The following is a 21,830-nucleotide window of genomic DNA, read 5'->3' as shown; positions in this document are numbered from 1 at the left end:
AGTAAAGTTATACCATTTAAGGAGGAAGTTACATGAAAATTTGGTCTAAGAAATTCGCTGCAGTTTTAGCAAGCTCTGCGCTTGCGTTAAGTGCCTTTGGTGCTACAAACGCCGAGGCAGCATCCAAAAAGAAGGACTCACCGAAAAATATTATTTTTTTAATCGGTGATGGCATGGGAAATTCCTATACTTCTGCGTATCGTTATATGCAAAACGCACCACAGCAGCAATTCGTGAAACAAACCAAACTAGATCAATACTTAGTCGGTCAGCAAATGACCTATCCTGAAGATCCCGCACAAAATGTAACGGACTCTGCTTCTGCCGCTACGGCAATGTCTGCGGGCATTAAAACCTATAATAATGCCATCGCCGTCGACAACGATAAACAACCTGTAAAAACGGTGTTAGAGCGCGCAAAGGAATTAGGAAAAGCAACGGGTCTTGTTGCTACATCAGAGATTACCCATGCGACACCGGCGGCATTTGGCTCACATGATGAGTCCCGTAAAAATATGGATGCCATTGCAGATGATTATTTTGATGAATTAGTTGGTAAAAAGCATAAAATCGATGTATTGCTTGGTGGTGGTAAATCAAATTTCGTGCGACAAGACCGCGACCTAACAAAGGAATTTGAAAAAGCCGGCTTCCATTATGTAACAGATAAAAAAGCTTTAGCAAAAAATAAAGAGGACCAGCTTATCGGTCTTTTCGCAGATGGCGGTCTTGATAAAATGATCGATCGTAAGAGCACCACCCCCTCTCTACGCGATATGACCACGGCGGCATTAAAGCAATTGAAAAAAGACGATGATGGCTTCTTCCTAATGATTGAAGGCAGTCAAATCGACTGGGCAGGTCATGATAATGATATTGTCGCCGCAATGAGTGAAATGAAGGACTTTGATGCTGCATTCCAAAAAGCTGTCGACTATGCAAAAAAAGATAAAAACACACTTGTTATTGCGACTGCTGACCACTCAACAGGTGGCTTCTCAGTTGCTGCTAACGGGGACTACAACTGGAATCCCGAAGCACTGCAAGCTTTCTCAAAAACGCCTGATTATCTAGCTGCACAAATCGCAGGTGGTGCGGACGTGGAACAAACACTTAAACAATATATCAAGCTTGATTTAACGACAGCTGAAATCGACCAAGTGAAAGAAGCCGCGACAACGAAAAAAGTAACCGATATCGATAATGCCATCGAAAAAATTGCAGATAGCCGTTCAAACACCGGCTGGACGACAGGTGGTCATACAGGCGAAGATGTTAATGTTTATGCGTATGGGCCACAGGCAGAAAAATTTGCTGGTCAAATCGATAATACCGACCAAGCCAAGCTCGTATTTGAATTACTCGAACAAAACACAAAAAAGAAAACAAAAATCAACGATAAAAAAATGAACTAAGGGAGCTAGAGGATGCCGATTCGCTTTTTCATTGGTATCTTGCTCGTCGTCCTGTTAGCGGGATGTCAACAGAAGGCGACGGCAGATGACCATCTACCACGAACCGATTATGCAACAGGCTATAACGGTAATGCACAAATTCCAGATGACCGTACCCTGTTAAAGGAAAACGATACGATTCAAGCAGAAAAGGGCTTTATGACCTTAAAGGAGGCAAACTTTGAGCCGCAAACGATTGTCGTTGGCGATATTCATTTAACAATTCATGATGTGAAGCGTATCCATTTAGAGCCAGACTATAGTATGGTTGATTATTTCCATCAGCTCACACATGAGGAAACATTCGATTTTGTAAAAGCGTATGTGACGATTGAAAATACCGCCAAAGAAACACGTCACTTCTCCCCTGTTGCAACGTTAAAAGCCGCTTCAGGCACACAATCATTTGAACGAGATATTTATTTAGATAATGTAAGCGGCTCGCTTGCCCCTTCAGAAAAAAAGCAAGGCAATATCGGCTACATTACCGAGCCGGGTGATGATACGCTTACTGTTACAACGAGTGCGGTTTTTGACGAACATGAACAACAGCTCACAAAACAAACAACATTTACGTTACAACCATAAAAAAAGCAGGTAGCCGATTAGCTACCTGCTTTTATATATATTAATTAAAATCTAAATATAAGCCAATCAATGCGTAAAGAATGACTGTTGAGAATAAAATCACCATATGCAGCAATGAATAGACAAATAATAAATTCGCCCATTTTTTCGGATCTTTTTTATGATAACCATAAATATTTAATACAAGCCATACAGCGCTTAAAATAATCGCTACGAGCATAAGTCCTGTACTTAATGAACCAAGTGGAATACAGCAAAGGATCAAGATAACTAAATACACATTTGTGGTCACATATGTGCGCTTCATCCCTTTTGCTACCGGTAGCATCGGTATACCAGCGGCACGGTAATCTTCCATTTTTCGAATAGCAATCGCATAAAAGTGTGGCATTTGCCAAATTAATTCGATAATAAATAAACTAATAATCGCCGGATGGAAAATATCATTGCTGACAACACCCCAACCAATTAACGGAGGCATCGCGCCTGATAAACTCCCGACTTCGGTGTTATAAACCGTATGACGCTTTGTCCACATTGTATACGGTACGACGTAGAAAAACCAGCCTAAAAAGCCAAGTAGTGCCGCCATTGGAGATGCAATATAAAGCATGCCCAAACCGGCAAGTAATAATGTAAAGCTAATCACTAACGTCATAACAGGTGAAACTTCACCTGTTACGGTTGGACGTTTTTGCGTACGACGCATTTTTGCATCAATATCACGGTCATACCAGTTATTAAACGCGCTCGCTCCACCAATAACAGCTGCCGTTCCTGCAATCGCGAGTAAAATGGCGAGCTTTTCATCAAATGGATTGACATGGTATGTGTACATCGCAAGCATAAGACCCGCAATCATCGTAATTAAATTCGATTTAATAATGCCGGTTTTAATTGTTTGTGCTAAAACTTTCATCATCGTCGGATTTTCTACATCGAGTGCGGCATGTTGACTTGCCATATTTTTTGTTTTTTGCTGACTTCGCATGTACTTCATTCCTTTTCAAATTAGTGCGTTAAAATGCGACTAATCCTATTCGTGCTTCCTTCTTGCAATATGTCTATCATAACAAAAAATAATTCAATTACCTATTGTATTTGACGATTTCACATAAAAGACACGATTCATTAATTATTATCGTAGGCAACTATCTATATTTCTGACAGTGCTTTCGTTATACTGAAGGCATTCGAAAGGAGTTTTCTATTCATGAAGATTAGTTTTATCGGCCTTGGTAATATGGCTTCGGCCATTGTTCGTGGCATTGCTGCTGCTCACGATGATGCAAGCTTTATTATTGGCTATAACCGCACAACGACAAAAACAGAGGCACTTGCCGCTGAAACAGGCATTACTGCTGCCACAACAATCGAGCAAGCCGCACAGGCAGACATTCTATTCCTTGGTGTCAAACCACAGCAATTACATGAGATTGCCGCACAGCTTCGCCCGCATTTACGAAACGAACAATTAGTTGTCTCAATGGCAGCTGGGAAAGATCTTAACGCATTGCAAGCATTATTTGGACACGACGCCTTCATGCGTATCATGCCAAATGTTAATGCAGCTGTTGGCCACTCGACAACAAGCTATGCCGTGTCAGATGCCGTAACAACTGCACAGCAACTGCAAGCCGTTACATTATTAGAAGCAACGGGTTCGATGATTGCCTTACCAGAAGAGCAGTTTGCGATTTTTTCTGCTATCGCTGGTGCAGCACCGGCCTTCCATTACCTTTATATGGATGCTATTGCACGCGCCGCAGTAAAAGAAGGCATGGCAAAACCAATTGCTCTTCAAATTGCCGCAGACGCTGTATTAGGTAGTGCCAAAATGGTGTTAGAGAGTCAAACGCATCCGATTGAGCTAGTCGATCAAGTGTGCTCACCAGGTGGTACGACGATTGAAGGCGTTATGACATTAAAAGCGCATTCATTTGAGCATGCTGTCCATGAGTCCGTTCATGCGGTTATTGAAAAGGACCGTACATTCGAATAATCAATTGCTTTTTACAAACAGAAATCACTTCATTGATTTCTGTTTTTTTATGCCAAAAAACAGGAAATTGATGCTTAAAAACAGTTTGTATTGACTTTCATTTCCTTTTTCGATATAGTTTACTTACAAAAATGTAAACGCTTTCAAAAAAGAGAGGAGTTTTTTAAATGCAAACACATATGATTCCTGTAGAGTCGTCTAAAATTAACGCTATTGGATATGAAGCAAACCCGATGATTTTACGTGTTGAATTCCATAAAGATGGCGTTTTCGAATACTATGGTGTGCCTGAACTTGTCTATAATGATTTCATGGCTGCCGATTCGCACGGCACGTATTTCACGCGTTCAATTAAAAACCGCTATCGCTATGTTAAATTGAGTTAGCATTTATGAAAAAAAGAGGAATTGCGAAAGACGCAACTCCTCTTTTTTTATTACTGTCGGTTATCTAGAAAATGCATTGCTTCTGCCAAAAGACCTTTCCATGTGTCATAGGATGAATGTTCTTTTACAAAAACATTTAAGTCGCTTTCCGATAAGCGTTGGACATCGGCAACATTGTTAATATCAATTGGCAATTCTTTCAACAGCTGTTCAATCGAAGCAAAATCGGTTTTTTCACGAATAAAATCCTCTGATAATAAATCAGATAAGCCATATTTCCCTCCGGTAATTGCCTGCACCTGTCCGAGCAAATCAAGCAAACTCACATTACCAACTCCTCTAGTTTTGTCTTAATTTTCTATACCCGATAGCATGTGTACTAAACTATTTTGCTTTGTTGTATGGTACTTTTGTGGCAGCACCTTCTGCAAGTGTTGATTTTTTAAGTGCTACGTATAGGTTGCCGCCTTTTTTATTTAATTTAATGGCTTTTGTCATTGTGGCACTTGTCGCTTTGAAGCTTGTTACTTTTTTCGTTTTCTTCGCATCACTATAGACATTTACTGTTGCACCAACTGGTAATGCTTTTAAAGTAATTGTTGATTTTGCAGCATTTTTCACGACAACATTTGAACGTTTTACAGATTTAGTAACAACATTTGCTTTCAATGAATAATTTGAATGACCAAATACTTCTTCGTCAGAACCTGCTACGCGTACATAGTATGTTCCTTTATTAACATAGGTTGAGCTTGTTAATTTAGTTGCTTGGCGATTCGCAACATATTCAAAGTTTTTAACGCCTTTACGGTTGGCATCATATAATGTGTAGCCTAAATCTGCATTCGGATTTGATGATGTCGCTTTTAACACAAGGTTCCCTGAGTCTGCAACGTCTACTTTAAAGTAATCCATTGGGTCTAAATCATTGGCAACGCCCGTAAATGTTTTATTTAATGGTAATGCTGTTGCTGATTTACGATCATTATTGCTTTCTAACTCAATTTTATTTTTTGCTTCAAATTTTGTTGTTAGACGGTACGTTGAATCTTTATACTCTTTTAATGACCCACCTGTTACAACTAAATAGTATGTGCCTGCTTTTAAACCGGTTTTAAATGTTGGTGAAGGCTCTTCTAATGGTAAATACTCGCCTGTTAAGCTTTCGTATGAATCGTCACCTTCTGTTAAGAATTTTTCGTTCACACCGTAGTTGATTGCTGATGAAGAATCAAGTAATTCTTCTAATACAGATTCTACATCTGTTAGTTTAACAGGACGTAAGTAATCAAAAATATCCCCAAGTGTTGTAAACTCATATGAGTAAAATGGATTTAATTTTGTTGTTAACATAACGGATAAACCTTTATTCTTCGCATCTGCGATATGTACTTTTAACTCCCCATTAGTTGGTACAGTTACTTTAACAACATCGATTGAATCGGTATCTAATTGCCCGTTAATTGATGTTGTGGTTGTTTTTGCTGTTGTTTCATCGATCACACGTTTTTCAAGTGCACTTGCAGGTGTTGCCACAGCACTTAATGCCATCGCTCCTGTAAATAAAGTAGCCATCGCTGTTTTTGTCATTTTTTTCATTCGTAATCCCCCTGAATTCTCTTTTATTTACTAATAATATCAATAAATTGGGTCGTTTCGCAGTTTATTTTTGTAAAATAATTATTATTACTTATGTTTCGATAAAAGACCTATTGAATAATAGATAGCATTAAATCTGAATATTCGGTACTATTTAAATGGAGGTGTCTTCATTGGCAGAAAGTATACATACTGAAAAAACATTTCTAGACGGCATCAAAGATTGCATTCCAACCTTACTAGGCTATATTAGTATCGGCTTTGCATTTGGTGTCGTCGGCATCGCATCACATTTATCCACCTTTGAAATCTTTTTATTATCACTGCTTATTTACGCAGGGGCAGCACAATTTATTTTTTGTGGTCTTTTTGTAGCAGGTACACCAGTGTCTGCCATTATTTTGACGACCTTTATCGTCAATTTGCGACATTTTTTAATGGCACTCTCTGTTGCCCCGTCCTTCAAAAAAGAATCGTTGGCACGAAATATAGGCTTCGGTACCTTACTGACTGATGAAACTTATGGCGTAGCGATGACAAAGCTTGCACAGGGGCATACATTATCGGGGCGCTGGATGGACGGCTTAAATATAACTGCCTATTTATCATGGATTATTGCCTCTGTCTTCGGAGCCTTTGTTGGGAAATGGATTCCTAACCCTGAAAATTGGGGTTTAGATTTTGCATTAACAGCCATGTTTGTAGCACTGCTCATTCTTAATTTAGAAAGTACACCCAAAAATAAATTAATGCACTATCTATCACTAATTCTTTATATGGGTATTGCCATGTTTGTGTTAATGAATTTTTTACCTGGGCATTTAGCGGTGCTCATTAGTACAGTACTTGTTGCATTGATTGGGGTGCTAACCGAAAAATGACAACCTGGACGATGGTTTGGCTTATTTTAGGATGTGCAGTCGTTACATGGCTACCGCGCGTCATCCCGTTTATTCTCGTAAAAGCTGTAACGCTTCCTGCATTTATGATGCGCTTTTTAACGTATATTCCGGTATGTATATTAAGCGCACTCGTATTTGACTCCCTTTATACAAAAGGTGTATCTATGACATCGATTAATTGGTTAAATTTTGCGGCCTTTCTTCCGACATTATTCGTTGCGATTTGGACAAAAAGTTTATCAAAAACCGTTATTGTCGGTGTTCTGACAATGGCAATATTACGCTATTTTTTTGCGTGACGACATAAAAAAAGAGCTACTGCGTACATACGCAATAGCTCTTTTTTAGTGAGTGCTAGACATTGTCCGTTACTCGTTTATGAATCATTCTTTGTGAAAATAATTCATATCCCCTAGTTTGCTTGTAACAATGATTCTTTCCAGCTCGCTGGTAAGATTGCATTAAATCGTGCGCGTTGCTTGTCTGAAAGACGTGTAATTTGGATACGATCATTCACCACTACAAAATGATCGCCTTCTTTTGCAGAGAATAAATAACCTAATAATGCGATGGCAGCTTCTGTTGTCATCGTTTTCGCTTCGTATCCTACACGTAATACTTGCTCAAACATTGTTGCATTGGCGTTGTACGCTTCTACTAATGTCTCAAACTCCATGTTTGCTACTTTACTTGTGAATGCTTCTAGTTGATTACGTTTTACTTTGTATAAAATTTCATCATTCGTTAAACCATTGCTACGTAATGCTTCAATTTGTAATGCTTGTGTTAATTCAATTGTTACTGTCATAAGCAAACTCCCCTTTTGTGAAAATGAATCACTCGTTTTTTTATAGCAGTATATTTCCAATCCCAATATGGAAATTATATTGTTGTAAATATACAATATCAATTCATTTTAACGACGTCAATGTATATAAAAAAATAAAATAATTCGAATAATTTAAAGATTTTATGTCTTTTATGTTTTTTCATCTATTAAGAATCTTTTTTTCTATTTTTATACACATTACTGTCTGAAAAACAAAGATATAGGCATTTCTCTACGGGATCATAGTCGAACATTAAAAATATTTATACGACATATTTCATTTATTAACGAACGTTCACTCATTTAAGTGTTGAAAGGTTCCGATTTCCCATAGTGAATAAAATGTATTTTTAATTTTAAAAATTAATTTTTATACATTATTCCTCAACGAATAATTTCAACATAAATTGTCCGTCATCTTCTTTATATTATGATATAATAGTAATTGCATGAGCTTTTTATTGCTAACAACTCATGCTAGGTCATCAATTGACTCGACACGATTTTACATTATTTATTTTTCTGAATTTTCCAGTAATTTTAATTGGAGGTTTTTTATATGGTAGAGTTAGGCGAATTATTAGCTCAACTCATGATAATTATTGTTGCCGCAAAATTATGTGGCACTATCGCCTCACGCTTTGGTCAACCGAGCGTATTAGGCGAAATTATTGCCGGTATTTTAATCGGACCGGCTGTATTTGGACTTGTACATACAAATGGACATGATGTGCTCCATTTATTAAGTGAAATTGGTGTTATTTTCCTCATGTTCTTCGCAGGTGTTGAAACGAATTTAAAGGATTTAACGAGTAGTATGAAGTCGGCATTAACAGTCGCGGTATTCGGCGTTATTTTACCGTTTATTGGCGGATATATCGTCGGTGTAAGCTTTGGTATGGATTCATTGCACGCGATTTTTTTAGGTATTGTACTGACTGCTACATCGGTTAGTATATCAGTGCAAACCTTCCGCGAGCTTCATTATATGAGTACGCGCGAAGGCGCAACTGTCCTCGGCGCAGCGATTGCTGATGATATTATCGGCTTAATTATTTTAGCAATTATGATTAGTATGACCGTTGGTAGTGGCAATCCGTTATCACTTATTGTCTTAAAGCAAGTAATTTTCTTCGTTGTCATTATTGCGATGCACAAGCTATTACCGCTTCTGACAAAAATCATCATTCGAATGCCGATTCCGGATATGGCCATTTTCTATGGCGTTATTTTATGCTTCCTGTATTCATGGTTCGCTGAATTTATGGGCATTAGTAATATTATCGGCGCATTCTTCGCGGGCCTAGCACTCGCAAATAATGACCTATTACGCGAAAATTTAGAAGGTAAATTATTACCATCTGTTAATGTCATCTTTATTCCAATCTTCTTCGCAAGCATTGGTTTAGCTGTGTCATTAGATGGCCTAGCAGAGCATCTCTTATTAATCATTGTGTTATCAATTGTGGCTGTAGCAACAAAAGTAATTGGCGCCGGCTTTGGTGCACGTATTACTGGATTTAATATGTCCTCCTCGCTTATTATTGGGACTGCGATGATTTCACGTGGTGAGGTGGCGTTGATTACATCTTCTATTGGTTTAGCTGCCGGCTTATTCTCACAAGAATATTACACGCCAATGGTGATTGCCATCGTCGTCTCAACACTTGTGACACCGCCGATGTTGAAAGTACTCATTTCAAAACAACAAGCAGCATAGTACAAAAAAACAGGCATTGCTTTTAAAAAGCGCTGCCTGTTTTTTATATTTCATTCGTTTCTATGTACGACAATTCAGTTGCTCATACCAATAAACACGACTTGCGAGTTGCGGATATTCATCATTTAAAGCAACGCGTGCATTATCTCGTTTTATTTTCGTTAAATAACGTTTCAACGCAATAAAAATTTGCTCAAAGCCATCGTCAAATGGATAAACAAATCGTCCACATTTTTCAGATTCTACAATTAATTGTTGCGCTTGTCGTGTCAATTTAACTGTATTATTGCGATACGTATAAATTTCCTTCGTACCTGGTTGCTCATATAAGTCAACAAACGCATCAATAAAGTCAACTAGAAATCGTCCTTGAATGGATGCATAGACAATTGCTTGTTCATCATCTTTTAAGGTCACACTTTGAAAAAAATAATCCTCGTAATTCCCCAATTTTAACATTTCTTCCCCAACAGAATGCCATTTCATCACCATAGTGTCGTTTAACACCTCCACCTATATTATGTCTTATTTTTTCTCATAAAATCAACATTATTCTATTAAAAACTTTTATTCTATAAAAAAACGTCTGCACTTCTGCAGACGCTATTGCCTAGACTAACTCGGGTAATAAATGCAATACCTCAGCAATGGACTCAATCGTATAGGTCGGTTCAATGCCGGTATCATTTGCTGTATGATGGAAATTAAACCAACATGTATCAAGCCCTGCGACAATACCACCTTGAATATCACTCGTTAACGAATCGCCAATCATTAATGTCGTTTCCGGGATAATTTCAGGGGACTCAGCGAAGACAATATCGAAAAATTCACGCTGAGGCTTATGATAGCCAAGCTCCTCTGAAACATAAATCGCCTCGAAATACTGCGTGAAATCCGAATCTTTTAGACGGCGATGTTGCGTTGAGCCAACACCATTTGTGACAACGTATTTTGGTATATCACATAATGCTTCAAGCACTTGTTTTGCGCCTTCTACTTGCTCATGACCTTCCGCTAACAAGGCTTGATATTCGGCCGCTAGTGCAACACCATCCACCATAATATCATAAATATAAAAGGTTTCAAAAAAGCGTGTATCAAGTAAATATTCGCGTGTCATCTCCCCACGTTCAAACGCGTGCCACATACTGCGATTGATTTTTTGATACGTCGCATGGAGACTTTCTTGGTCAAGTGTCGGACCATACTTGGATAAAATTTTAGCGAGCGCGACTTCCTCCGCTGCGTCAAAATTTAAAATCGTATTATCTACATCAAATAGTAAATGTGTATATTTCTTCATGCTGTTCCTCCAAAATCATTTAAACTAAATCTTATCCTACCATACAATGTAAAATAATGTAGGAATTTTGTATGACTGTGTTGTACGCAGTGTAACGAAAAACACTTCCAAAGAGAAATTCTCTTTGGAAGTGTTTCAGACAAGTTTTAAGAAAGGCGCCCTTTAAAATCTTCATAGCCAAAGCGTTTTTGTAAATGACAATTTCCATCGCGATCTTGAATAACTAAATCCGGTAATGCCATCCCATTAAACGTATTATTTTTCACCATTGAATAAATCGCCATATCTTCAAAAACAAGTCGGTCACCCGGTTTAAGCGGTGCATCAAATGAATAATTGCCAATGACATCCCCCGCAAGACAGGTCGGGCCACCGAGACGATACGTATGCGCTTTTTCACCCGCTTCCCCACTGTTTTGAAGTGGTGGACGGTACGGCATTTCAAGCACGTCTGGCATATGACAAGAGGCAGACGTATCCAAAATAGCGATATCTCCGTCATTATATGTCGTATCTAGAACGGTCGTTACAAGATAGCCCGCTTCGTAGGCGATAGCCTCACCTGGCTCTAAGTAAATGCGTAAATTATACTTTTGCTTCATATACGTAATGCATTTTTTTAGTAACGCTAGATTATAGCCCGGTTTTGTAATATGATGACCTCCGCCAAAATTCAGCCATTCCATGTCATACAGCACATCACCAAAGCGCTCCTCTACTGCTAAAATCGTTGTCCACAGGTCATCACTATCTTGCTCGCATAATGTATGAAAATGCAGCCCCGAAACATTCGCAAGTGCCTCACGGTCAAAATGCTGTGCGGTAATGCCAAAACGACAACCTTTCGCACAAGGGTCATAAATTTCATGTCCTACTTGTGTGGAGTGCTCTGGATTAATACGCAGCCCAATGCTTTTCCCTGCAGCTACTACTTGCTCGCCAAAGCGTGCTAACTGTGAAAATGAGTTAAAGACAATATGATCGCAAATCGATACGATTTCCGCAAAATCACTGTCTTTATAGGCTGGTGAAAAAATATGATTTTCCTTGCCCATTTCCTCATAGCCAAGCTTTGCTTCATATAAACCGCTTGCCGTTGTCCCATGTAAATATTCCCCGATTAACGGATACAAGCTATACATGCTAAATGCCTTTTGCGCTAATAAAATATGACAGCCTGTTTCGTCGATGACTTCCTTTAAAATGCGCAGATTCCGCTCAATTAATGTTTCGTCTACCACATAGGCAGGCGTCGCAATATCTGTCATCTTCATGCTAATCAACAAGCTCCGGCGTTAAGCTTTCTTGCCATGGTAGGCCCCATTTATTTAAGCCTTCCATGAATGGATCTGGGTCAAACTCCTCGATATTGTAGACACCTGGTTTTTGCCATGTACCATTCATCACAAGTGCTGCGCCAATCATGGCTGGTACACCTGTCGTATAAGATACTGCTTGTGAGCCAACCTCCGCGTAACATGCCTCGTGGTCACACACATTATAAACATAATATGTTTTATCTTGGCCATCTTTTTTACCGCGGAAAATACAGCCGATATTTGTTTTCCCTTTTGTACGTGGACCAAGAGATGCTGGATCTGGTAGTACGGCTTTTAAAAATTGGAGCGGAATGATTTCTTTTCCTTCATACATAATAGGCTCAATCGCTGTCATACCAACGTTTTCTAAACATTGTAAGTGGCGTAAATACGATTCACCGAATGTCATGAAGAAGCGAATACGTTTAATACCCGGAATATTTAATGCAAGCGATTCTAACTCTTCATGATGTAGTAAATACATATCCTTTTCGCCGACTTCTGGGAAGTTGTACACACGTTTGATTTCCATTGGCGCTGTTTCTACCCAGTCACCATTTTCCCAATACGAGCCATTTGCCGTTACTTCGCGAATATTAATCTCTGGGTTAAAATTGGTAGCGAATGGATAGCCGTGGTCGCCAGCATTACAATCTAAAATATCGATGTAATTAATTTCATCGAAATGATGTTTTAATGCATGTGCTGAGAATACACCGGTCACACCTGGGTCAAAACCCGAACCAAGTAATGCCGTAATGCCCGCTTCTTCAAAACGTTCGCGGTATTCCCATTGCCATTTATATTCAAATTTTGCTGTATCTTCAGGCTCATAATTGGCTGTATCCATATAATGCGTTTTCGTCGCTAAACATGCATCCATAATCGTTAAATCTTGATATGGAAGTGCTAGGTTCATGACGATATCTGGCTTCACTTCATTAATTAAAGCGATTAATTCTTCTACATTATCCGCGTCTACTTGTGCCGTTGTAATAATCGTTCCTTGGCCATCTAATTTTTCCTTTAAGGCATCACATTTTGATTTTGTACGACTGGCGATACAAATCTCCTCAAATACCTCGCTATTTTGTACACATTTATGAATTGCGACTGATGCGACACCGCCACAGCCGATAATTAATGCTTTACCCATTTTTACATAACCCCTTTTCTATTTTTGAAGTGCGATTAAAAATTCGCGAATAACTTTTCCTGCAAGTGCCGTTGAACGGCCGGATGGATCATAAATTGGTGCGAGCTCATTGACATCACAAGCGACAACATTGGCCTGTTTACTAACAGCAATCAATGCGTCAATAAGTGCTGTAAATGTTACACCACCCGCTTCTGGTGTCCCCGTTCCCGGAAACTCTGACGGGTCGAGGACATCTAAATCAATCGTGAAATAGACTGGCTTATCACCAATGGCTTGTAGTGCTTGTGCTAAACCATCGAAATTAAATTTTTGAAGCGTTGTATGGCCCTCGTCTGCCCATTTAAATTCTGGACGGTCGCCTGAGCGAATACCAAAATGATAAATTTTTTGGTCGCCTAGTAAATCATGGCAGCGACGTAATACGGTCGCATGTGATAATTTTTCGCCTAAATAATCATCCCGTAAATCCGTATGCGCATCGAAATGAATCATATGTAAATCTGGATGTTTTTTAAACGCTGCACGTACGGCTCCAAGGGTCACTAAATGCTCACCGCCAACCATAAATGGAAATTTCCCATCGTCTAAAATCGTTGTTGCACGTGCTTCAATCGCCTCTAACACACGCACTGGGTTACCAAATGGTAGCTCTAAATCGCCACTATCAAACACTGTATAATCCGTTAAATCCTTATCTTGGTACGGGCTATACGTTTCTAAACCAAATGATTCTGCGCGTACGGCCGATGGACCAAAACGTGTCCCCGGACGATAGCTCGTCGTCCCATCAAATGGCACGCCGTATAATACATGCGTTGCGTCGCGGTAATCCGCTTCACAGCCGATAAATGTTTGAATATTAGTCTTCAACATCTGCTAATAGCTCCTCTACATAGTTTGGTAGGCAAAACGCTCCGATATGTAACTGATGATTATAATATTTCGTCGGAATATTCAATTTTTTAAAGCGCTCCGCCTGCTGGTGCTCAATTGGGTGATACTGTTTTGACGCAAAACCAAAAAGCCAATGACCTGATGGGTACGTCGGAATATGCGCCTGATAAACGCGACTAATCGGAAAGCTTTCCACGATGCGCTTATGTGCACGCTGCATCGCTAAACGATCCTCTTCGTAAAATGGACTTTCATGCTGGTTGACCATAATACCATCTGATTTCAGCGCGTTATAGCAGTTGCCGTAAAATTCTTTCGTAAAGAGCCCTTCACCTGGTCCAAAGGGATCTGTTGAATCGACGATAATGACATCATATTGATTTTCAGCATGGCGTACATATTTTAAGCCATCTGCAATATGCACCGTTACACGTGGGTCGTCAAAACCACATGCTGTTTGTGGTAAATACTTTTTACACACGTCAATAACCTGCTCATCAATTTCTACAAGATCAATCGTTTGAACCGATGGGTACTGTGCTAGCTCGCGTAAAATACCGCCATCTCCTGCACCAATAACTAAAATATTTTCTGCTTTTGGATGCACAGACATTGGTACATGTACAAGCATTTCATGGTAAATAAATTCATCTTTTTCCGTCAGCATCATATAGCCATCAAGCGTTAAAAAACGGCCAAACTCCGCTGATTCAAATACGTCAATGCGTTGAAATTCACTTTGTGCGCTATAGAGTTGTTTATTCACTTTAATCGAAAATTTGACATCTTTCGTATGTGGCTCGCTATACCATAGCTCCATCTAAACACCCTCCTTGACGACATTTAATTTTTCTACTTGTAAATCCTCTGTGCCAGTTAACTGACAGCCCTTTTCCTTCGCATAGGCAATATACGTCACAACGGCCTCAGTCACGACTTCCCCTGGTCCTAAAATCGGAATACCCGGTGGATAGCACATAACAAATTCACCACATATACGGCCAATTGCCTCATGAAGTGGCAACAGCTCTTTTTGTGCATAAAAGGCTTGTTGCGGTGAAATGGCAACAATTGGCTCAAGATATTCCTGCGTCAGCATGCCTTTTTTCGAACGTTCAAAGCGACGTTTAATATCGGCTAATGCTCCGACTAAGCGCTCGATATCACGCTCGCGGTCGCCAACGGAAATGTATGCCAAAATATTTCCAAGATCTCCAAATTCAATTTGAATATCGTAATCATCCCGTAAAATATCGTACACTTCAATTCCCGCTAAACCTACGTTTAAAGTATGAATAGAAAGTTTAGTTGGGTCTAAATCATAGACACTATCGCCGTTAATCAAATCGTTACCGAACACATAATAACCACCAATGGCATGCAATTCGTCGCGCACATAATTCGTATAATCGACGACTTGTTGGAAAATGTCATGACCATTTAACGCTAAATTGCGACGTGATAAATCCAGACTCGCCATTAATAAATACGATGCACTTGTCGTCTGCGTTAAATTCACTACTTGACGTACATAATCGGCGTTCATGCCAGGCCCCATTAATAAAAAGGAGCTTTGTGTTAGGCTGCCGCCTGATTTATGCATGCTCACTGCGGCCATATCAGCTCCAGCGGCCATTGCCGAAATCGGCATATCTTTACCAAAATAAAAATGCGTACCATGTGCCTCATCCGCAAGTACTTTCATACCTGCTTTATGTGCCACATCAACAATACCTTTTAAATCTGAGCAAATCCCGTAATACGTTGGGTTATTCACAAATACGGCCTTCGCATTTGGATGCTCTTCAATGGCACGCTGTACTTGGGTAATCGACATGCCGAGTGCAATCCCAAGTTCATCATTCGCCTCTGGATTGACATATACCGGAATCGCGCCATTTAACACGAGCGCATTGAGTACGCTACGATGAACATTGCGCGGTAGAATAATTTCATCGCCCTGCTTCGTCGTGCTAAAGACCATTGCCTGTACAGCCGATGTCGTTCCACCGACCATAAAAAAGGCTTCGTTTGCACCAAAAGCTTGTGCAGCGACTTCTTCTGCTTCCTTAATGACGGATACAGGATGGCATAAATTATCGAGTGGTTTCATCGAGTTAACATCGACGGCCAATGCATCTTCGCCTAGAAAAGCAGCAAGTTCTGGGTTACCACGACCTCGTTTGTGACCTGGTACATCAAACGGTACGATGCGTTGTTTTTTAAAGTGCATCAGTGCTTCATAAAGCGGTGCCTTTTGCTGCGTTGTTGCAAGTTGCTGCATGAATCGTTACACTCCCGTTCCGTGAAAAATTTCTTCCATTTCGACGTGAAGCGCCGCAAGCATCTGCTCTTTTTTAAGCGACGACACGTCAGCTAAATCCATATCAAATACATAATTTTCGAGTGGTAAATCTTTTAAACGCATTCGCGTGTGAAACAGATTGGCATGTGGGACATTCATATCGTCAACGTCGTATTTAGCAAGTGTAGGAGACGCAATATAGTCTTGAATCGAGTGAACTGGATGGTCAAGATACACTTTATTGCCATGAATATCACGCGTGAATCCTCGTACGCGGTAATCCATTGTGATGACATCTGAATCGAATGATGAAATTAAATAGTCGAGTGTCGATAGCGGTGTAATCTCACCACAAGTTGCGACATCAATGTCTACACGGAACGTCGCTAAATGGTTTTCTGGGTGAAATTCCGGATATGTATGCACCGTCACATGACTTTTATCTAAATGAGCAACGAGTGTATCACTACCATAGCGCGCTAGTTGTTGCTCAGCAATTAAACACGTCACGCTCGCGCCTTGCGGATCATAATCTTGCTTTGAGACATTTAACACATGCGCACCAATCATTTCCGTCACATGCAATAAAATATCCGTTAGGCGGTCTGCATTGTATTGCTCATCAATATAGTCTATATAGGCTTGTTGCTCTGCAGACGTCTCCGCATAACACACATCATAAATATTGAAGCTCAGTGCCTTTGTTAAATTATTAAATCCATACAGCTTTAATCGTTCCATTTTCCACACCTCCAACAAAAAAAGAGCAAGCAATGCACTTTGGCATCACTTGCTCTTGGATATATACATACGAATTCGTAAAAAAATAGACAAGTTCAGAAAAACAGAAAAAATCGCCTAAATTCCCGTATCGGTTTCGAAGTTAATCCTATCATGGCTTTTTAGAGTCTATATAGCAAATAATTACTTTTACTACTCATATTGACCAATTTCACAAGTTGATGTGCATTTAAACACTGGTTGTAAAGTAACCAACTTATAAAACTTGAGCTTTTAACTCAATCAATAGGTGGAATGGCTCCACCAAGCGGCAGTCGACCCGGCTGTCCGTATGGCCTTAACTCCTTAAAGGAGTGGTCAAATAATCATTGCTCGGAAAGACTCACTCGAAAACGACTTCCCTGTTGAACAACGCATTTATCGTAACAACACCATGTTTTAATGTCAATAAATTTTTAGAAAATTTTCAAGAATTTTTTTATTTTATAACTAAAGAAAACGCATAAATACTGTAAATTAGACAACAGAAAAAAAGTCGCATTTATCGAACATTTTATGCGACTTTTTAATTTTTATTCGTATGTTAGTAATTCATCAATGGCGATTTTTACGCGGCTTGGATTTGGCATCCAGTCTCGTTCAATGGTGCCTGCCGGGTAAGGTGAATCAAACCCTGTCACACGTTTAATCGGCCCAACAAGCGAGAAAATAGCACGTTCTGAAACAAGCGCAGCAATTTCTGCACCGATACCATTTGTTTTAACTGCTTCATGTACAATACATAATCGTTCGGTTTTTTCAACTGAGGCTACAATTGTATGAATATCTAGCGGCGCCACTGTACGCAGGTCAATTAGCTCGATCGATACCCCTTGTTTTGCATAGTCTTCTACAACTTGCTGTAACCATACAACAGGCGGTCCCCATGTCACAATCGTTGCATCCGTTCCTTCTTGGACGATTTTTGCCTCACCAATCGGTACCGTATACGCTTCATCTGGTACCTCTTCACGTACCGAACGATAAATGCTCATCGGCTCTAAAAACAGTACCGGATCGGGGTCCTCAATTGCTGCAAGAAGTAAGCCTTTTGCGTCATATGGACTCGATGGCATCACAATTTTCATACCTGGAGAATGACTAAAAATCGCTTCAATACTGTCTGCATGAAGCTCCGGTGTATTAACGCCTGCACCATACGGACTACGTACGACAATCGGTGAATGGAAGCGGCCATTTGAGCGGTAACGCATACGCGTAGCCTGGCTAACCATTTGATCCATTGCTTCATAAATAAAGCCGAAAAATTGAATTTCTGCGATTGGACGTAAACCGTTAACACTCATACCGACCGCTGTACCGATAATGCCAGACTCTGCAAGTGGTGTATCAATGACACGCATCGGGCCAAACTTTTCCTTCAGCCCATCCGTCACACGGAATACACCGCCGTTTGTTGCTACATCTTCGCCTAATAACACAACATCCTCATGCTCCATCGCATGAAATAATGCCTCATTAATCGCCTGTACAATCGTTTTTTCGCTCATTATTCATTCCCCCTTAAACCATCGATTTGCTCTTGAATAAGCGTTGGAGGTGTTTCGTAAACTTTCTCTAGCATATCCGCTAATGTCGGTGGCGGGGTTTCTTCAATTTTCGCCACAGCTTCCTCGATTTCCTCCGATGCACGGTCTTCTATAGCACGTTCAAATGCCGCGTCCCATAGGCCTCTCGCTTCTAAAAAAGCACGCATACGTACAAGTGGGTCCTTTTGTTGCCACTGCTGTTCTTCCGTCTGTTCACGGTATTTTTTCGGGTCATCTGACGTTGTATGTGGTCCTAAACGATACGTCACAGCCTCGACAAATACAGGCCCATCCTGTGCTTTGTCATAGGCACGTTTCATTACATCATAGCAAGCTAATATATCATTGCCATCTACATATTCATAGGCCATATTATATGCCTTTGCACGCTCCACAATTGTTTCTGTGTTCATTTGTTTACTAACTGGCGTACTGATGGCATATTGATTGTTTTGACATACAAAAATCACAGGTAGCTTATAAACGGCTGCAAAGTTTAGCGCCTCGTGGAAATCTCCCTGACTCGTTGCACCATCGCCGAAAAACGTCACCGTACGTGCCTGCTCGCCTTTAATTTTCGATGCAAATGCCACACCTGTCGCATGAAGCATTTGTGCTGCAATAATGATTTGTACTGGCAAGACATTGACACCTTCAGGAGCACCACCGCCGTCACTATACCCTTTGAAATAACGAATAATATTTTCAAGCGGCATACCATGAAGCATCGTCGCAACCGAATCACGGTAACTTGGCGCTATCCAGTCCTCTTTATTTAATACAAGCGCACTCGCTACCTGAATCGCTTCTTGACCACTCACTGGCGCCACAAGTGCCATACGCCCTTGACGCTGCATTTTAAACATTTTTGTATCAATCATACGGCCACGTTTCATTTCTGCGTACATCGTCTTTAATACATCATCTGATGGCACCGCTACATCGCCAATTAAGTTCCCTTGCTCATCTAACCATTTTGTCATTTCCATCTAAAGCACCTCCTATGCTTTTAATAACAAGCGTTTTGGATTTTCTACATAGTTCTTAAATGCTTCCATAAAGTAGCCGACTGCTTCCCCATCAATAATACGATGATCAAATGATAGACTTGACCCCATTACCGTACCGATACCAATTGTGCGGTCTGGTAAAATAACTGGTTTTTCCACCATTGCATGTAGCCCTAAAATTGCTACTTGAGGTGCTGTCATAACAGGTGTTGCATAAACACCTCCGCGCATACCCGTACTTGAGATAGTGAATGTAGCACCTTTTAATTCATGTAGTGATAATTTATTATTACGCCCACGCTCTGTTAAATCTTGAAGCTGTGCGGCAATTTCTTCTAGCGATAATGTTTCTACATTATGAATAACTGGTACGACAAGACCTTGCTTTGTTGCCATCGCAATCCCAATATTTACATTTTCATGATAAATAATTTCTTCTTTTTCTTCATCAATACTCGCATTAAAAATCGGATTTTCTTGTAGCACATACGTAATAATTTTAATAAAGAATGGTAAGTAGGTTAATGGCTGTTCTGTAAACGCTTTCAAGTCTTTACGCACACGATTCAGTTCATCAACTTGCATGTCGTACATCGCTGTCGTATGTGGGATATTCGCTAGTGAATACGCAATGTTTTGATACATTTGCTTACGTACACCAGAAATTTTTTCACGACGTTTTTCACCCATAATAGGTGCTACACGATGTACCGATACTTTTGCAGCTTCTTTTGTTGGATCAGCTTGTGATACTTCTGCTGAACTTCCTGAAGTAGCATTTCGAATATCCTCTTTCGTTATACGCCCATGTGCTGCAGAGGCCTGTACCGTTTGAATATCTATCCCTAGTTCACGTGCCAATTTACGTACGCTTGGCGCTGCCTTAATACGTTTTGGCCCTTTCTCATCTAGAGTAGCTTTCTTTTCGGTTGTCGCAACAGATTCGATAGCTTGTTCAGGTGCTGCTACTTGTTGTGGTTCCTCAACCACCGTGCTAGAAGCCTCCCCAGTATCTACTTCTACGAGTGTATCACCAACAATAATGCGTTGGCCAATATCCCCAATGCGTTGCATAATGATTCCTTTTTTTGGAGCTGTTACCTCGATTGCCACCTTATCTGTTTGTAATTCTACAAGTGCTTCATCACGTTCTACGCTATCGCCAACGTCAACAAACCACTGCAAAATTTCAGCTTCATGTAGCCCTTCACCAACATCTGTAAACAACACTTTTTCCACAGAAATCACCTCGTTTATGTTATTTTTAGCTGTTTAAAGTCATTTTATCGTTCATACTATTATCATATTCGATTATGAATTATTTTACAATATATAAGTATATTCGTAATTTTCTGATAATTACTTATTTCATAGCTATCAGAAATAGTAATATATTATATATTTCTTTCTAAATATAATAATTTAGCAATGATGACATTTTTGAGTATAAACGCTTGTATAAGTTATTAATAGTGATATTTGTCACCTGGTACTAATACTAAGTATAAAAAATAGATTTCAATAAAAAAGGACAGAAAAAAACACGGCATATAGATAGAAAAATCTATCTATATGCCGTGTTTTTTTAATATGAGTCATGCAGGATTCGAACCAGCGACCCTCTGATTAAAAGTCAGATGCTCTACCAACTGAGCTAATGACTCGCCTAGCAACGTCCTACTCTCGCAGGGGGAAACCCCCAACTACCATCGGCGCTAAAGAGCTTAACTTCTGTGTTCGGCATGGGAACAGGTGTGACCTCTTTGCCATCATTACTAGACTTTTGGTTACGGCTTCTTCTCTACGTCGTCTTACATTGTCAGCCACTTCATTCGTATCCTCACATACTTAAGTATGTGAGGTGCTCACTCATTGCTTCCTCGTCTGACTCGTATAGTAGAACCCTTCGTACAAAATGTACGTGAAAGATTGTTCTTTCAAAACTGGATAAACTGTGACATGAAAGTATATTTGGTTAAGTCCTCGACCTATTAGTATTCGTCAACTCCGTACATCGCTGCACTTCC

At 39.9% G+C, this 21,830-nt stretch carries 22 protein-coding genes, 1 tRNA gene and 1 rRNA gene; 7 read left to right on the top strand and 17 right to left on the bottom strand.

Going from position 1 to position 21,830, the window contains the following annotated elements:
• Window positions 1-32: 32 nt before the first annotated feature.
• Together ACFSY7_RS04940 and ACFSY7_RS04935 are read left to right on the top strand one after the other, a co-directional pair.
• A complete protein-coding gene (locus tag ACFSY7_RS04940) occupies window positions 33-1,415 on the top strand; it encodes an alkaline phosphatase (protein ID WP_126989485.1) in 1,383 nt (460 codons plus the stop codon).
• Window positions 1,416-1,427: 12 nt separating this feature from the next.
• Window positions 1,428-2,042, top strand: coding sequence for a DUF4352 domain-containing protein (locus tag ACFSY7_RS04935; protein WP_380147066.1), 615 nt, complete (start codon window positions 1,428-1,430; stop codon window positions 2,040-2,042).
• Window positions 2,043-2,082: 40 nt separating this feature from the next.
• On the opposite strand, the gene cyoE is transcribed toward ACFSY7_RS04935, so the two are convergent.
• A complete protein-coding gene (cyoE, locus tag ACFSY7_RS04930; protein ID WP_380147065.1) occupies window positions 2,083-3,006 on the bottom strand; it encodes a heme o synthase in 924 nt (307 codons plus the stop codon).
• Between the two features lie 249 nt (window positions 3,007-3,255).
• Between cyoE and proC the strand changes: the two genes are divergently transcribed.
• Together proC and ACFSY7_RS04920 are read left to right on the top strand one after the other, a co-directional pair.
• Window positions 3,256-4,044: a pyrroline-5-carboxylate reductase gene (gene proC, locus ACFSY7_RS04925; protein WP_380147063.1), complete on the top strand. Its 789-nt coding sequence runs from the start codon at window positions 3,256-3,258 to the stop codon at window positions 4,042-4,044.
• Between the two features lie 167 nt (window positions 4,045-4,211).
• Window positions 4,212-4,430, top strand: coding sequence for a KTSC domain-containing protein (locus ACFSY7_RS04920; RefSeq protein WP_380147062.1), 219 nt, complete (start codon window positions 4,212-4,214; stop codon window positions 4,428-4,430).
• A 50-nt stretch (window positions 4,431-4,480) separates the two neighbouring features.
• Here ACFSY7_RS04920 and ACFSY7_RS04915 read toward each other — a convergent pair whose 3' ends face one another.
• Together ACFSY7_RS04915 and ACFSY7_RS04910 are read right to left on the bottom strand one after the other, a co-directional pair.
• The gene (locus ACFSY7_RS04915; protein WP_126989481.1) at window positions 4,481-4,756 is read right to left on the bottom strand and encodes a hypothetical protein; all 276 of its coding nucleotides are present in this window, start codon (window positions 4,754-4,756) and stop codon (window positions 4,481-4,483) included.
• Between the two features lie 58 nt (window positions 4,757-4,814).
• On the bottom strand, window positions 4,815-6,029 hold the full coding sequence (locus tag ACFSY7_RS04910; RefSeq protein WP_380147060.1) for a PPC domain-containing protein: 1,215 nt from the start codon (window positions 6,027-6,029) through the stop codon (window positions 4,815-4,817).
• A gap of 158 nt (window positions 6,030-6,187) precedes the next feature.
• On the opposite strand from ACFSY7_RS04910, the gene ACFSY7_RS04905 reads away from it, so the two are divergent.
• Window positions 6,188-6,910, top strand: a complete 723-nt coding sequence (locus ACFSY7_RS04905; RefSeq protein WP_380147059.1) for an AzlC family ABC transporter permease — start codon at window positions 6,188-6,190, stop codon at window positions 6,908-6,910.
• Window positions 6,907-7,230 carry an AzlD domain-containing protein gene (locus tag ACFSY7_RS04900; protein WP_380147058.1) on the top strand — a complete coding sequence of 108 codons (324 nt, stop codon included), beginning with the start codon at window positions 6,907-6,909 and terminating at the stop codon, window positions 7,228-7,230. The genes ACFSY7_RS04905 and ACFSY7_RS04900 overlap by 4 nt, the downstream gene beginning before the upstream one ends.
• Before the next feature lie 113 nt (window positions 7,231-7,343).
• Here ACFSY7_RS04900 and ACFSY7_RS04895 read toward each other — a convergent pair whose 3' ends face one another.
• Window positions 7,344-7,739: a hypothetical protein gene (locus tag ACFSY7_RS04895; RefSeq protein WP_126989477.1), complete on the bottom strand. Its 396-nt coding sequence runs from the start codon at window positions 7,737-7,739 to the stop codon at window positions 7,344-7,346.
• A gap of 580 nt (window positions 7,740-8,319) precedes the next feature.
• Between ACFSY7_RS04895 and ACFSY7_RS04890 the strand changes: the two genes are divergently transcribed.
• On the top strand, window positions 8,320-9,480 hold the full coding sequence (locus tag ACFSY7_RS04890) for a cation:proton antiporter (RefSeq protein ID WP_380147057.1): 1,161 nt from the start codon (window positions 8,320-8,322) through the stop codon (window positions 9,478-9,480).
• A gap of 60 nt (window positions 9,481-9,540) precedes the next feature.
• Here ACFSY7_RS04890 and ACFSY7_RS04885 read toward each other — a convergent pair whose 3' ends face one another.
• The 13 genes from ACFSY7_RS04885 to rrf all read right to left on the bottom strand — a co-directional run bounded on the left by ACFSY7_RS04885 (window position 9,541) and on the right by rrf (window position 21,583).
• A complete protein-coding gene (locus tag ACFSY7_RS04885; RefSeq protein WP_380147056.1) occupies window positions 9,541-9,987 on the bottom strand; it encodes a hypothetical protein in 447 nt (148 codons plus the stop codon).
• Between the two features lie 103 nt (window positions 9,988-10,090).
• Window positions 10,091-10,786, bottom strand: a complete 696-nt coding sequence (locus ACFSY7_RS04880; protein ID WP_126989474.1) for a YjjG family noncanonical pyrimidine nucleotidase — start codon at window positions 10,784-10,786, stop codon at window positions 10,091-10,093.
• 146 nt (window positions 10,787-10,932) lie between these two features.
• On the bottom strand, window positions 10,933-12,060 hold the full coding sequence (gene nspC, locus ACFSY7_RS04875; RefSeq protein ID WP_380147055.1) for a carboxynorspermidine decarboxylase: 1,128 nt from the start codon (window positions 12,058-12,060) through the stop codon (window positions 10,933-10,935).
• Window position 12,061: 1 nt separating this feature from the next.
• Window positions 12,062-13,261 carry a saccharopine dehydrogenase family protein gene (locus tag ACFSY7_RS04870; protein ID WP_126989472.1) on the bottom strand — a complete coding sequence of 400 codons (1,200 nt, stop codon included), beginning with the start codon at window positions 13,259-13,261 and terminating at the stop codon, window positions 12,062-12,064.
• An 18-nt stretch (window positions 13,262-13,279) separates the two neighbouring features.
• Window positions 13,280-14,137, bottom strand: a complete 858-nt coding sequence (gene speB, locus ACFSY7_RS04865) for an agmatinase (RefSeq protein WP_380147054.1) — start codon at window positions 14,135-14,137, stop codon at window positions 13,280-13,282.
• Window positions 14,124-14,978: a polyamine aminopropyltransferase gene (gene speE / locus ACFSY7_RS04860; protein ID WP_126989470.1), complete on the bottom strand. Its 855-nt coding sequence runs from the start codon at window positions 14,976-14,978 to the stop codon at window positions 14,124-14,126. Before speE ends, speB begins: the two co-directional genes overlap by 14 nt.
• Window positions 14,979-16,442 carry an aminotransferase class I/II-fold pyridoxal phosphate-dependent enzyme gene (locus tag ACFSY7_RS04855; RefSeq protein ID WP_380147053.1) on the bottom strand — a complete coding sequence of 488 codons (1,464 nt, stop codon included), beginning with the start codon at window positions 16,440-16,442 and terminating at the stop codon, window positions 14,979-14,981.
• A 6-nt stretch (window positions 16,443-16,448) separates the two neighbouring features.
• On the bottom strand, window positions 16,449-17,204 hold the full coding sequence (gene speD / locus ACFSY7_RS04850; RefSeq protein ID WP_139991866.1) for an adenosylmethionine decarboxylase: 756 nt from the start codon (window positions 17,202-17,204) through the stop codon (window positions 16,449-16,451).
• 572 nt (window positions 17,205-17,776) lie between these two features.
• On the bottom strand, window positions 17,777-18,754 hold the full coding sequence (locus ACFSY7_RS04845; RefSeq protein WP_126989467.1) for an alpha-ketoacid dehydrogenase subunit beta: 978 nt from the start codon (window positions 18,752-18,754) through the stop codon (window positions 17,777-17,779).
• Window positions 18,754-19,782 carry a pyruvate dehydrogenase (acetyl-transferring) E1 component subunit alpha gene (gene pdhA / locus ACFSY7_RS04840; RefSeq protein ID WP_126989466.1) on the bottom strand — a complete coding sequence of 343 codons (1,029 nt, stop codon included), beginning with the start codon at window positions 19,780-19,782 and terminating at the stop codon, window positions 18,754-18,756. Before pdhA ends, ACFSY7_RS04845 begins: the two co-directional genes overlap by 1 nt.
• Before the next feature lie 12 nt (window positions 19,783-19,794).
• On the bottom strand, window positions 19,795-21,042 hold the full coding sequence (locus tag ACFSY7_RS04835; RefSeq protein ID WP_380147052.1) for a dihydrolipoamide acetyltransferase family protein: 1,248 nt from the start codon (window positions 21,040-21,042) through the stop codon (window positions 19,795-19,797).
• 352 nt (window positions 21,043-21,394) lie between these two features.
• Window positions 21,395-21,467: transfer RNA gene (locus tag ACFSY7_RS04830), tRNA-Lys, on the bottom strand.
• A 5S ribosomal RNA gene (rrf, locus tag ACFSY7_RS04825) occupies window positions 21,468-21,583 on the bottom strand. It abuts the tRNA gene before it with no gap.
• Between the last annotated feature and the right edge of the window lie 247 nt (window positions 21,584-21,830).

The sequence above is a fragment of the Kurthia populi genome (genome assembly GCF_042686175.1).
Taxonomy (GTDB): domain Bacteria; phylum Bacillota; class Bacilli; order Bacillales_A; family Planococcaceae; genus Kurthia; species Kurthia populi.
The sequence above is the reverse complement of the archived record's forward strand: the minus strand, read 5'-3'. Positions and strand labels throughout refer to the sequence as shown.

Excerpts from the sequence above, each read along its gene's own strand:
- ACFSY7_RS04940 (WP_126989485.1), top strand. The coding sequence starts at position 33 with ATGAAAATTTGGTCTAAGAAATTCGCTGCAGTTTTAGCAAGCTCTGCG.
- ACFSY7_RS04935 (WP_380147066.1), top strand. The coding sequence starts at position 1,428 with ATGCCGATTCGCTTTTTCATTGGTATCTTGCTCGTCGTCCTGTTAGCG.
- cyoE (WP_380147065.1), bottom strand. The coding sequence starts at position 3,006 with ATGGCAAGTCAACATGCCGCACTCGATGTAGAAAATCCGACGATGATG.
- proC (WP_380147063.1), top strand. The coding sequence starts at position 3,256 with ATGAAGATTAGTTTTATCGGCCTTGGTAATATGGCTTCGGCCATTGTT.
- ACFSY7_RS04920 (WP_380147062.1), top strand. The coding sequence starts at position 4,212 with ATGCAAACACATATGATTCCTGTAGAGTCGTCTAAAATTAACGCTATT.
- ACFSY7_RS04910 (WP_380147060.1), bottom strand. The coding sequence starts at position 6,029 with ATGAAAAAAATGACAAAAACAGCGATGGCTACTTTATTTACAGGAGCG.
- ACFSY7_RS04905 (WP_380147059.1), top strand. The coding sequence starts at position 6,188 with ATGGAGGTGTCTTCATTGGCAGAAAGTATACATACTGAAAAAACATTT.
- ACFSY7_RS04900 (WP_380147058.1), top strand. The coding sequence starts at position 6,907 with ATGACAACCTGGACGATGGTTTGGCTTATTTTAGGATGTGCAGTCGTT.
- ACFSY7_RS04895 (WP_126989477.1), bottom strand. The coding sequence starts at position 7,739 with ATGACAGTAACAATTGAATTAACACAAGCATTACAAATTGAAGCATTA.
- ACFSY7_RS04890 (WP_380147057.1), top strand. The coding sequence starts at position 8,320 with ATGGTAGAGTTAGGCGAATTATTAGCTCAACTCATGATAATTATTGTT.
- ACFSY7_RS04880 (WP_126989474.1), bottom strand. The coding sequence starts at position 10,786 with ATGAAGAAATATACACATTTACTATTTGATGTAGATAATACGATTTTA.
- nspC (WP_380147055.1), bottom strand. The coding sequence starts at position 12,060 with ATGAAGATGACAGATATTGCGACGCCTGCCTATGTGGTAGACGAAACA.
- ACFSY7_RS04870 (WP_126989472.1), bottom strand. The coding sequence starts at position 13,261 with ATGGGTAAAGCATTAATTATCGGCTGTGGCGGTGTCGCATCAGTCGCA.
- speB (WP_380147054.1), bottom strand. The coding sequence starts at position 14,137 with ATGTTGAAGACTAATATTCAAACATTTATCGGCTGTGAAGCGGATTAC.
- speE (WP_126989470.1), bottom strand. The coding sequence starts at position 14,978 with ATGGAGCTATGGTATAGCGAGCCACATACGAAAGATGTCAAATTTTCG.
- ACFSY7_RS04855 (WP_380147053.1), bottom strand. The coding sequence starts at position 16,442 with ATGCAGCAACTTGCAACAACGCAGCAAAAGGCACCGCTTTATGAAGCA.
- speD (WP_139991866.1), bottom strand. The coding sequence starts at position 17,204 with ATGGAACGATTAAAGCTGTATGGATTTAATAATTTAACAAAGGCACTG.
- ACFSY7_RS04845 (WP_126989467.1), bottom strand. The coding sequence starts at position 18,754 with ATGAGCGAAAAAACGATTGTACAGGCGATTAATGAGGCATTATTTCAT.
- pdhA (WP_126989466.1), bottom strand. The coding sequence starts at position 19,782 with ATGGAAATGACAAAATGGTTAGATGAGCAAGGGAACTTAATTGGCGAT.